The organism is Streptomyces sp. CA-294286 (assembly GCF_050947155.1).
Lineage (GTDB): Bacteria > Actinomycetota > Actinomycetes > Streptomycetales > Streptomycetaceae > Streptomyces.
Genome location: NZ_CP192005.1, coordinates 4,077,653 through 4,089,320, shown reverse-complemented (window position 1 = coordinate 4,089,320; position 11,668 = coordinate 4,077,653). Strand labels below are relative to the sequence as shown.

At 71.8% G+C, this 11,668-nt stretch carries 9 protein-coding genes; 8 read left to right on the top strand and 1 reads right to left on the bottom strand.

Annotated features, from left to right (window positions below; genetic code table 11):
• The first annotated feature begins 6 nt into the window (after positions 1 to 6).
• The 5 genes from ACQPZG_RS22875 to ACQPZG_RS22855 all read left to right on the top strand — a co-directional run bounded on the left by ACQPZG_RS22875 (position 7) and on the right by ACQPZG_RS22855 (position 6,429).
• Positions 7 to 1,980: a biotin carboxylase N-terminal domain-containing protein gene (locus ACQPZG_RS22875; protein WP_433547599.1), complete on the top strand. Its 1,974-nt coding sequence runs from the start codon at positions 7 to 9 to the stop codon at positions 1,978 to 1,980.
• Positions 1,981 to 1,994: 14 nt separating this feature from the next.
• Complete coding sequence (locus tag ACQPZG_RS22870) at positions 1,995 to 2,918, top strand: hydroxymethylglutaryl-CoA lyase (protein ID WP_433549508.1); 924 nt, start codon at positions 1,995 to 1,997, stop codon at positions 2,916 to 2,918.
• Positions 2,915 to 4,081: an acyl-CoA dehydrogenase family protein gene (locus tag ACQPZG_RS22865; protein ID WP_433547598.1), complete on the top strand. Its 1,167-nt coding sequence runs from the start codon at positions 2,915 to 2,917 to the stop codon at positions 4,079 to 4,081. Before ACQPZG_RS22870 ends, ACQPZG_RS22865 begins: the two co-directional genes overlap by 4 nt.
• A 137-nt stretch (positions 4,082 to 4,218) precedes the next feature.
• Positions 4,219 to 5,250, top strand: a complete 1,032-nt coding sequence (locus ACQPZG_RS22860) for an ABC transporter substrate-binding protein (RefSeq protein ID WP_433547597.1) — start codon at positions 4,219 to 4,221, stop codon at positions 5,248 to 5,250.
• A 288-nt stretch (positions 5,251 to 5,538) separates the two neighbouring features.
• Positions 5,539 to 6,429 (top strand): siderophore-interacting protein, encoded by an 891-nt coding sequence (locus ACQPZG_RS22855; RefSeq protein ID WP_433547596.1) that lies wholly within the window; start codon positions 5,539 to 5,541, stop codon positions 6,427 to 6,429.
• A 76-nt stretch (positions 6,430 to 6,505) separates the two neighbouring features.
• On the opposite strand, the gene ACQPZG_RS22850 is transcribed toward ACQPZG_RS22855, so the two are convergent.
• Positions 6,506 to 8,107: a beta-N-acetylhexosaminidase gene (locus tag ACQPZG_RS22850; protein WP_433547595.1), complete on the bottom strand. Its 1,602-nt coding sequence runs from the start codon at positions 8,105 to 8,107 to the stop codon at positions 6,506 to 6,508.
• Positions 8,108 to 8,286: 179 nt separating this feature from the next.
• On the opposite strand from ACQPZG_RS22850, the gene ACQPZG_RS22845 reads away from it, so the two are divergent.
• From ACQPZG_RS22845 to glmS, 3 genes are all read left to right on the top strand, one after another.
• Positions 8,287 to 9,186, top strand: a complete 900-nt coding sequence (locus tag ACQPZG_RS22845) for a DUF4429 domain-containing protein (RefSeq protein WP_433547594.1) — start codon at positions 8,287 to 8,289, stop codon at positions 9,184 to 9,186.
• 98 nt (positions 9,187 to 9,284) lie between these two features.
• Positions 9,285 to 9,572, top strand: coding sequence for a hypothetical protein (locus ACQPZG_RS22840; protein ID WP_433547593.1), 288 nt, complete (start codon positions 9,285 to 9,287; stop codon positions 9,570 to 9,572).
• Between the two features lie 55 nt (positions 9,573 to 9,627).
• Entirely contained in the window at positions 9,628 to 11,445 is a 1,818-nt protein-coding gene (glmS, locus tag ACQPZG_RS22835; protein ID WP_433547592.1) for a glutamine--fructose-6-phosphate transaminase (isomerizing), read from the top strand.
• Positions 11,446 to 11,668 lie beyond the last annotated feature (223 nt).

Here is an 11,668-nt window from a genome sequence, read left to right as displayed (position 1 = left end):
GAAGTGATGACTTCCTTGTTTGACACGGTCCTGGTCGCCAACCGGGGCGAAATCGCGGTACGCGTCATCCGCACCCTCCGTGAGCTGGGCATCCGCTCGGTGGCCGTCTTCAGCGACGCCGACGCGGACGCCCGGCACGTACGCGCGGCGGACACGGCGGTACGCCTCGGCCCGCCCGCCGCCGCCGAGAGCTACCTGCGCGCCGACAAGCTGATCGAGGCGGCGGTGCGCACGGGCGCGCAGGCGATCCACCCGGGGTACGGCTTCCTCGCGGAGAACGCCGAGTTCGCGGCCACGTGCGCGTCGGCCGGGCTCGTGTTCATCGGCCCGCCCGCGTCCGCGATCTCCCTCATGGGCGACAAGATCCACGCGAAGGCGACGGTGCGGGAGGCGGGCGTCCCGGTGGTGCCGGGTTCGTCGGGCTCCGGGCTGACGGACGCCCAACTGTGCGACGCGGCACGGGAGATCGGGATGCCGGTGCTCCTCAAGCCGTCGGCCGGCGGCGGCGGCAAGGGCATGCGGCTGGTACGGGACGAAGCCCTGCTCGCCGACGAGATCGCCGCCGCCCGCCGCGAAGCCCGCTCCTCCTTCGGCGACGACACGCTGCTGGTGGAACGGTGGATCGACCGGCCCCGCCACATCGAGATCCAGGTACTGGCCGACGGCCACGGCAACGTCGTCCACCTCGGTGAGCGCGAGTGCTCGCTCCAGCGCCGCCACCAGAAGATCATCGAGGAGGCGCCGTCGGTGCTGCTCGACGAGGCGACGCGGGCCGCGATGGGCGAGGCGGCGGTCCAGGCGGCGCGGTCCTGCGGGTACTCGGGGGCCGGCACGGTCGAGTTCATCGTCCCGGGCGACGACCCCGCCTCGTACTTCTTCATGGAGATGAACACCCGCCTCCAGGTCGAGCACCCGGTCACCGAACTGATCACGGGCATCGACCTGGTGGAGTGGCAGCTCCGGGTGGCCTCGGGGGCCCCGCTCCCCTTCACTCAGGCCGACATCACCCTCACCGGGCACGCGATCGAGGCCCGCGTCTGCGCCGAGACCGTGTCCGTGAAAGCGGGCGCGCGAGGCTTCCTCCCGTCCGGCGGCACGGTCCTCGCCCTGCACGAACCGCAGGGCGACGGCGTCCGCACCGACTCGGGGCTCTCCGTCGGCACCGAGATCGGCAGCCTGTACGACCCGATGCTGTCGAAGGTCATCGCGTACGGGCCCGACCGGACGACCGCCCTGCGCAAGCTGCGCGCGGCCCTCGCGGACACGGTGACGCTCGGCGTGCCGACCAACGCGGGCTTCCTGCGCAGGCTGCTCGCGCACCCGGACGTGATCGCGGGCGATCTCGACACCGGCCTGGTGGAACGGGACGCGGAGTCGCTGATCGGCGACGGCGTGCCGCAGGAGGTGTACGAGGCGGCCGTCGCCGTCGCCGAGGCCGCCCGGACGCCGCGCCCGGACGCCGGGGGGTGGGTCGACCCGTTCTCCGTCACCGACGGGTGGCGGATGGGCGGCGTGCCCGCACCGGTGACCCACTGGCTGCGCGTGCCGGGGGGCGAACCCGTCGCTCACGTGGCCCGGGGCGTGCACCGCGTGGAGCCCGGCCGGGCGACCGTGGAACTGGACGGACTCACCCACACCTTCCGCACCGCCGTGTCGTCCGACGGCGTCTGGCTGGGACGGGACGGCGACGCCTGGCACGTCCAGACGCACGACCCCGTCGCCGCCACTCTCTCGGGCGCGGCGCACTCCGGCCTCGACGCCCTGACCGCGCCGATGCCCGGCACGGTCACCGTCGTCAAGGTGGCCGTCGGCGACCGGGTCGCCGCCGGGCAGAGTCTTTTGGTGGTGGAGGCGATGAAGATGGAGCACGTCGTCTCCGCCCCGCACGCAGGCACCGTCACCGAACTCGACGTGCGGGCCGGTGCCACCGTCGCCATGGACCAGGTCCTGGCGGTCGTCGCCCCCGAGGAGGAGTCGTGACACCCGGCCTGCCCATGACCGTTCGGGATCCCCAACTGCCCGCCCGCGTGCGCATTCACGAGGTCGGCGCCCGTGACGGGCTGCAGAACGAGAAGACGGCCGTCCCCACCGGGGTGAAGGCGGAGTTCATCCACCGGCTGGCCGCCGCCGGTCTCGCCACCGTCGAGGCCACCAGCTTCGTCCACCCCAAGTGGGTGCCCCAACTCGCGGACGCCGAAGCCCTGTTCCCGCAGCTCGACGACCTCGCGGGCAGTACGAGGCTGCCGGTCCTCGTTCCCAACGAGCGGGGCCTGGACCGCGCGCTCGCCCTGGGCGCGCGCGACGTCGCCGTGTTCGCCAGCGCCACCGAGTCGTTCGCCGAGGCCAACCTCAACCGGACGGTCGACGAGGCCCTCGCCATGTTCGAGCCGGTCGTCACCCGCGCGAAGGCGGCGGGTGCGCGGGTGCGCGGCTACCTCTCCATGTGCTTCGGCGACCCGTGGGAGGGGCCGGTTCCGGCCGCCCAGGTGGTGGCCGTGTCCCGTCGCCTGACCGACATGGGCTGCGACGAGCTGTCCCTCGGCGACACGATCGGCGTCGCCACCCCGGGCCAGGTCGCCGCTCTTCTCGCCGATTTGAACGCCGCGGGCATCGCCACCGACCGGATCGGCGTCCACTTCCACGACACCTACGGCCAGGCCCTGTCCAACACCCTGGCCGCCCTCCGGCACGGCGTCACCACCGTCGACGCCTCCGCCGGAGGGCTCGGCGGCTGCCCGTACGCCAAGTCCGCCACCGGCAACCTCGCCACCGAAGACCTCGTCTGGATGCTGCACGGCCTCGGCATCGACACCGGGGTCGACCTCTCCCGCCTCACCGCCACGAGCGTGTGGATGGCGGAGCACCTGGGCCGACCCAGCCCGTCCCGCACCGTCCGCGCCCTCTCTCACCAGGAATGAGCAGCCAGATGGACCACCGCCTCAGCTCCGAGCACCAGGAACTCCGCCGCACGGTCGAGGAGTTCGCGCACGACGTCGTCGCCCCGAAGATCGGCGACCTGTACGAGCGGCACGAGTTCCCCTACGAGATCGTGCGCGAGATGGGCCGCATGGGGCTGTTCGGGCTGCCGTTCCCGGAGGAGTACGGCGGGATGGGCGGCGACTACCTGGCCCTCGGCATCGCCCTCGAAGAACTGGCCCGGGTGGACTCCTCGGTGGCCATCACCCTGGAGGCGGGCGTCTCGCTCGGCGCGATGCCGGTCTTCCGGTTCGGCACCGAGGAGCAGAAGCGGCAGTGGCTGCCCCGACTGTGCTCCGGAGAGGCGCTGGGCGCGTTCGGGCTGACGGAGCCGGGCGCGGGCTCGGACGCGGGCGGCACCCGGACGACGGCCGTCCGCGACGGCGACGAGTGGGTGATCAACGGCTCCAAGTGCTTCATCACCAACTCAGGCACCGACATCACCGCCCTGGTCACGGTCACCGCGGTCACCGGCCGCAAGCCCGACGGGAAGCCGCTGATCTCCTCGATCATCGTCCCCTCCGGCACCCCCGGCTTCACCGTCGCCGCCCCCTACTCGAAGGTCGGCTGGAACGCGTCGGACACCCGTGAGCTGTCCTTCTCCGACGTACGGGTCCCGGCCGCCAACCTGCTCGGCGAGGAGGGCCGCGGCTACGCCCAGTTCCTGCGCATCCTCGACGAGGGACGCGTCGCCATCTCCGCGCTGGCCACCGGGCTCGCGCAGGGCTGTGTGGACGAGTCGCTGAAGTACGCCGCCGAGCGCCACGCGTTCGGCAGGCCGATCGGCGACAACCAGGCAGTCCAGTTCAAGATCGCCGACATGGAGATGCGCGCCCACATGGCACGCGTCGGCTGGCACGACGCCGCGTCGCGCCTGGTCAACGGCGAGCCGTTCAAGAAGGAGGCGGCCATCGCGAAGCTGTACTCCTCGACGGTCGCCGTCGACAACGCCCGCGAGGCCACCCAGATCCACGGCGGGTACGGCTTCATGAACGAGTACCCGGTGGCCCGCATGTGGCGCGACTCGAAGATTCTGGAGATCGGCGAGGGCACGAGCGAGGTGCAGCGGATGCTGATCGCGCGGGAGCTGGGGATGCACGCGTAGCCGGTGCGGAGCCCGCGTACGGGCGGAACGGGGACGGCGCTTTCCAGCCATCGGGAAGGTTAGGCTAACCTTCCCGCAAAGCTTTCGGAAAGCGTCCGGAGGCTCCGCTGTTCCGCCCGTACGAAAGCCGAGTCGCCATGCCCTCGCAGTCCCGCCTCTCCCGTCCCACCCGTCGCGGCCTGCTCGCCGTCGGCGGTGCGCTCGGCGCCGGCGCCGCACTGGCCGCGTGCGGCGGCGAGAAGTCCTCCGGCGACAAGGGCGAGAAGGCCGCCGAGAAGTCCGGCCCGTGGACCTTCACCGACGACCGCGGCCGGAAGGTCGAGACGAAGGCCGTCCCGAAGAACATCGTCGCCTTCACCGGCACGGCCGCCGCCCTGTACGACTACGGCATCGAGGTCAAGGGCGTCTTCGGCCCGACGAAGACCAAGGACGGCAAGGCCGACGTCCAGGCCGGCGACATGGACGTCTCCAAGCTGGAGATCCTCGGCAACGTCTACGGCGAGTTCAACGTCGAGAAGTACGCCAAGCTCGTACCGGAGCTGCTCATCGCGCCGATGTGGGAGAAGGACGTCCTCTGGTACGTCCCCGAACAGTCCGCGAAGAAGATCGACTCGCTCGCGCCCTCCGTCGCCCTGTGGGCGTCGAACACCAACATGGAGAAGGCCCTGGCCCGCCACGCCGGGCTGGCCGCCTCCCTCGGCGCCGACCTCAAGGCGCAGCCGACCGTCGACGCGAAGGCCCGTTTCGAGAAGGCCGCCGCCCGGCTGCGCGCCGCCGCCAAGGCCCGGCCCGAGATCAAGGTCCTGATCGGTTCGGCGTCCGCCGAGCTGTTCTACGTCTCGCTCGCGAAGATGAGCGCCGACACCCTGTACTTCCAGGAGCTGGGCGTGAAGTTCGTCGAGCCGAAGGTGGACGCCCAGGGCTTCTTCGAGGGTCTGAGCTGGGAGCAGGTCGGCAAGTACGCGGCGGACGTGATCATGATGGACAACCGCTCGGCCGTGCTCCAGCCGAAGGACCTCAGCGCCAAGCCGACCTGGGCGCAGCTCCCCGCGGTCAAGGCCGGGCAGGTCATTCCGCGCGTCACCGAGCCGATCTTCTCGTACGCCAAGTGCGCGCCGGTCCTGGACGACCTGGCCAAGGCCATCGAGACGGCCAAGAAGGTCTCCTGACTCCAGGTCACCCCGCTGCGGCGGGCCGGGACCGGCGCGCGAGCCCCGGGCCCGGCCCGCCGCGGCGCCCGGCCCGCGCCGCCGCCTCCCACCCGCCTCCGGTCCCGCGCCGTCGCCGCCCTCTCCGCGTCAGGCACATCCGGTCGCGCCTCCTCCGCGTCCTGACCCGCCCCTCGCAGTCCTCTCCGCGTCCGGGCCCGCCCCATCGCCCCCGCCACACCCCTCTCCGCGTCCGGACCCGCCCGTCGCCACAGCCCACCGCCCCGCTCCCCTGCCAGGAGGCCGCCCGTGTCCGACCAGCCGGCGCAGAACGCGCAGTCCGACCAGACGCTCCCGTACCGCCTGTTCCGCCTGACCGTGCTACGCACCGAGCGGCTCAGCCCCTCGCTGCTGCGGGTCACCTTCGGCGGGGAGGGCCGGGACGGCCGCGGCGGCGACAGCCTGGACGCCTTCCGCTCCGGCGGCCGGGACCAGTCGCTCTCCCTCTTCCTGCCGCACCCCGGCCAGCCGGAGCCGGTGCTTCCGCCGGAGACGGACCCCGACTGGTTCACCTCGTACCGGACGATGGACGCCGGCGTGCGTGCGGTCATGCGCTCGTACACCGTCCGCGCCCAGCGCACGCAGCCGACGCCCGAGATCGACATCGACTTCGCCCTGCACCCCGACGGCGGCCCCGCCTGCCGCTGGGCCGAACAGGCCGCCCCCGGCCACCGCGTCGCCGTTCTCGGCCCGGCCGTCCCCGACAACACCGGTGTCCGCTTCCGGCCCGCCCCCGACACCGACCACGTCGTCCTGTGGGCCGACGAGACGGCCCTGCCCGCCGCGTCCGCCGCCCTGGAGCAGCTCCCCGCCGACATGCCCGTCACGGCGTGGATCACCGTCCAGCACCCGCGGGACGCGATCGGGCTGAAGGCCCCGGCGGGCGCCCGGATCACGTATCTCGTACGGGACGAGCAGGCGCCCGGCCCCGCCGAGGCGCTCGCCGCGGCCGAACTCCCGGACGCGGTCGCCCCGTACGTCTGGATCGCGGGCGAGGCGTCCTGCGTCCGTGCGCTGCGCCGCCACTTCGTGAACGACCGCGGCTACGACCGCCGCCGCATCACCTTCACCGGCTACTGGCGGCAGGGTCTGACGGAGGACGGTCTGCGCGAGGCCGCCTCGGAGCACGAGGTCTCGTAGCCCCGCGCGGGACCCCACGAGCAGGAGGGGGCGCGCCGGACGGTCCCGGCGCGCCCCCTCCCCCTGCCGGGTGCGGCTACTCCTTCGCCCAGGGCACCTGCGGCGACCGGTAGAAGTCGATGCCCAGCGCGGTGAGCCGCGGCCCCTGCTGCGCGAGCCGGGTCCGGTACCCGTCCCAGTGGTGCGCGGACTCCGGGGACCAGCCCAGTTCCGCGATGCCGGGAAGGCGCGGGAAGGCCATGTACTCGATGTCGGCGGACGTCTTGAGCGTCTCGGACCAGACCGGGGCCTCGACGCCGATGACGGAGCCGGGGGCGGCGTTCTCCAGGTAGGCGCCCGGGTTCCAGTCGTACGACTTCTGCACCTCGACGAAACCGGCCCACTTCAGGCCGAGCGGGGTGTCCTTGGTGTACTTCATGTCGAGGTAGCTGCGGTCGGCCGGGGAGATGACGACCTTCGCGCCGTTGCGGTGCGTGGCGTCGGCGACCTTCTTGCGCTCGCCGGCCTCCTTGTCGGTGCCCCAGTACTGCAGGACCGAGCCCGGGACCGGGTCGGCGGTGGCGAGCTGGTGCCAGCCCATCACCGTCTTGCCGTACTTGCCGACGATGGCCTGCGCCCTCGCCATGAACTTCACGTAGTCCGCGTGGGGCGTGGCGTGGGCCTCGTCGCCGCCGATGTGGATGACCTGACCGGGTGTCATCCGGGCGATCTCGCCGATCACGTCGTCCAGGAACCTGTACGTGAGGGGCTTGTCGACGCACAGCGAGCTGAAGCCGACCTCGATGCCGGTGTAGAGGGGCGGGGCGACGCCGTCGCAGTTCAGTTCGGCGTACGAGGCGAGGGCGGCGTTGGTGTGGCCCGGGACGTCGATCTCGGGGATCACCTCCATGTGGCGGTCGGCCGCGTACCGGAGGATCTCCTTGTACTGCGCCTTGGTGTAGTAGCCGCCCGGACCGCCGCCGACCTGGGTGGAGCCGCCGTACGTGGCCAGTCGGGGCCAGGAGTCGACGGCGATGCGCCAGCCCTGGTCGTCGGACAGGTGCAGATGCAGCTTGTTGATCTTGTAGAGCGCCAGCTGGTCCATGTAGCGCTTGAGCTGGCCGACGGTGAAGAAGTGGCGGGAGACGTCGACCATCGCGCCGCGGTAGCCGAATCGCGGGACGTCCTTGATCGTGCCGCCCGCGATCCGCCAGGGGCCGGGCTGCCGGGTCGTCCGCTCGACGGAGGCGGGGAGCTGCTGGCGCAGGGTCTGGATGCCGTGGAAGAGGCCGGCGGGCCTGCGGGCGGTGACGGTGACGCCGTGCCGGTCGGACTCCAGCCTGTAGCCCTCGTCGCCGAGGGAGGCGTCCCGGTGCTTGAGCTTCAGCCGGATGCCGTCGCGGCCCTCGGACGCGGTGACGGGCAACTCGTATCCGGTGGAGGGCCGCAGCACCTTCGCGAGGGCGTCGCCGACCTTCCTCGCGTCGGCCTGGTGGCCGACCCGGATCGCGGTGCGGGGCGTGATCGTGTAGCCGGGGCCTCCGGCGGCGACGGACGCCGGGGCGGGGACGACCTGCCCCAGCGGCCGGGGGGCGGGCGCGGCGTCGGGCGCGGGGGCCGCGCCGACGCCGGACACGCCCACGGCGGCGACGAGGAGCAGCGGGGCGAGCAGGCGCGGAATCGTACGACGGTGTCTCACAAGCGGGTCCCTTCGAAGGGGCGGCGCAACTGTGGCGTGTACTCGGTACGTACGTGGCAGACACATGCGTACCGCCCAAGTCGCAACGGGGTCAAGGGTGTAGACCAATCCCCCGCACACCCCGCAGCGTCCCCGACGCCCCCCTTTCCCGCACCCATCCCGGTGGGAGAATCCCCCGTATGGCGGAAATTCTTCAGAAGGACGGCACGTGGACCTTCGACGGCGGGACGGTGCGCATCGTCCCCGGCCGCGGCAGCAAGGTGCATCCCCTGCGGCAGGCGCTGGGCGAACTCGAAGTGCCCCTGAGCGCGTTGACGGGCGTGGCCTACGAGCCCGGCCGCAAGGGCGGCGGACTGCGGCTGCGCCTGCGGGAAGGGGCGTGCCCCCTGCTGCTGGCCGCCAACGGCCGGCTCGGCGACAGCGCGGACCCCTACCGGCTCGCGGTCGAGCCGGACCGTACGGGCGTCGCCGAGTACTTCGTGGACGAGGTCCGCAACGCCCTGCTCCTGGACCAGGTGTCCGCCGACCCGGTGGACCGCTTCCTGCTGCCCGGTCCCTCGGTGCCGGTCTCGGGCGGCGGCGGGGACGGGACGGCCTCCTTCGACGGGGAGACGGTGCGGCTGACGTGGAACTGGAAGGCCGAGGAGTCCAAGTCCTCGGGCGGGCCGTCCACCCTGCCGCTGTCGGACATCACCGGTGTGGAGTGGCTGCCGTCGAGGGGGCTGGAGAACGGCTACCTCCGTTTCCACACCGGCCGGCCCACCGGCAAGGTCCCGGCCCCCAAGTACGACCCGTGCGCGGTGGACCTGTGGGGGCTGTCGAAGAAGGAGTACACGGCCGCACTGGTGGCCGCCGCCGTTCTCGTCCGCCTCCCCCATCCGGCGGCGTCCGCAGGATCCCTGCCGGCACTGGAGAAGTCCTTGGCCCCGGCCGCCGCCCTTCCCGCCGCGCCCGCGGTCGCCGACGACCACGACGCGCTGCTGAGACGGCTGCGCGAACTGGGCGAGCTGCACCAGGCGGGGGTCCTGACCGATGAGGAGTTCACGCGCGCCAAGCAGGCAGTGCTGAAGCGGCTTTAGTCCAGACCAACGGCCATCCGTGGGGCGATCAAGAGGAATCCTGCCCGATATCGGGCAGGATTCTTGCACAGAGTCGCCGTCTACCCCAGTATCAACGGGTGCTCGAACGCCGTACGTCTCCCACGTCGTCCCACGACGACCTCGTCGACCATCTGGTCCGCTCCACCGCGCTGCCGCGCGGCGAGGCGGCCCGGGTCGTGCTCGACGTACTGGCTTACTTCGACGAGACGACCGAGGAGTTCGTCCGTCGCCGCCACCGCGAACTACAGGCCGGCGGCGCCGTGAACACGGAGATCTTCGAGCGGATCGCGGCCGAACTGCCGCACCGCGCGGTCGCACCGCCGGAGCTCTCGCTCCGCCAGCTGCGCCGCATCGTCTACGGCTGAACCTGCCGCGGTCAGGCAGCAGGCAGCACCCCACACCACTCGGAGGACAGTCTTTATGTGCGGAATCGTCGGTTACATCGGCAAGCGGGACGTCGCCCCCCTGCTCCTGGAAGGTCTCCAGCGCCTGGAGTACCGGGGATACGACTCGGCGGGCATCGTCATCACCAGCCCCAAGGCCGCCGGTCTGCGCATGGTCAAGGCCAAGGGCCGGGTCCGTGACCTGGAGGCCAAGGTCCCCAAGCGCTTCGCGGGCACCACCGGCATCGCGCACACCCGCTGGGCCACCCACGGCGCCCCCTCCGACGACAACTCGCACCCGCACCTGGACACCGAGGGCAAGGTCGCCGTCGTCCACAACGGCATCATCGACAACGCCGACGACCTGCGCGCCAAGCTGACCGCCGACGGCGTCGTCTTCGCCTCCGAGACCGACACCGAGACGGTCGTCCACCTGATCGCCCGCGCCCAGGCCGAAACGCTGGAGGAGAAGGTCCGCGAGGCCCTCCGCCACGTCGAGGGCACGTACGGCCTGGCCGTCATGCACGCGGACTTCCCCGACCGCATCGTGGTCGCCCGCAACGGCTCCCCGGTCGTCCTGGGCATCGGCGAGAAGGAGATGTTCGTCGCCTCCGACGTCGCCGCCCTGGTCTCGCACACCCGCCAGATCGTCACCCTGGACGACGGCGAGATGGCCACGCTGAAGGCCGACGACTTCCGTACGTACACCACCGAGGGCTCGACCACCTCGGCGACGCCGACCACCGTGGAGTGGGAGGCCGAGTCGTACGACATGGGCGGCCACGACACGTACATGCACAAGGAGATCAGCGAGCAGGCCGACGCCGTGGACCGCGTGCTGCGCGGCCGGATCGACGACCGCTTCTCCACCGTGCACCTGGGCGGCCTCAACCTGGACGCCCGCGAGGCCCGCGGCGTGCGCCGGATCAAGATCCTCGGCTGCGGCACCTCCTACCACGCGGGTCTGATCGGCGCCGGGCTCATCGAGTCCCTGGCCCGCATCCCCGCCGACGCCGAGCCCGCGTCGGAGTTCCGCTACCGCAACCCGGTCGTGGACCCCGACACCCTGTACATCGCCGTCTCCCAGTCCGGTGAGACCTACGACGTCCTCGCCGCCGTGCAGGAGCTGAAGCGCAAGGGCGCCCGGGTGCTGGGCGTCGTCAACGTGGTCGGCTCGGCCATCGCCCGCGAGGCCGACGGCGGCGTGTACGTGCACGCGGGCCCGGAGGTCTGCGTCGTCTCCACCAAGTGCTTCACCAACACCGTCGTCGCCTTCGCGCTGCTCGCGCTGCACCTGGGCCGCATCCGCGACCTGTCCGTCTCCGACGGCAAGCGGATCATCGAGGGCCTGCGCAAGCTGCCCGAGCAGATCGCCGAGATCCTGCGGACCGAGGACAGGATCAAGGAGGTCGCGGAGGCCTACGCGGGCGCCCAGTCGATGATGTTCATCGGGCGCGTGCGCGGCTACCCGGTCGCCCTGGAAGCCTCCCTGAAGCTCAAGGAGATCTCCTACATCCACGCGGAGGCATACCCGGCCTCCGAGCTCAAGCACGGCCCGCTGGCCCTCATCGAGCCCGCGCTGCCGACCGTGGCGATCGTCCCGGACGACGACCTGCTGGAGAAGAACCGCGCCGCCCTCGAAGAGATCAAGGCCCGCAGCGGCCGGATCCTGGCGGTCGCCCACCGCGAGCAGGAGAAGGCCGACCACACCCTCGTGGTGCCGAAGAACGAGCCGGAACTGGACCCGATCCTGATGGGCATCCCGCTCCAGCTCCTCGCGTACCACACCGCACTGGCGATGGGCCGCGACATCGACAAGCCGCGCAACCTGGCGAAGTCCGTCACGGTCGAATAGCCCCGGCTCCCACGCCCACGAACACCCGCAGGGCCCCGCACCGCCACCACGGATGCTGTTGGTAATCAACCAATAGCGTCCCACCACGGCGTGCGAGGCCCTGCGGGTGTTCGGAAACTCCCTGGAGGCGCTACGGGCATGCCGGGGCCGCGTGACGAAGCCTCGCGGACGTCACGACCCATCGGGACCGCGTGACGAAGCCTTGGGGCGCTCCGGGCACGTC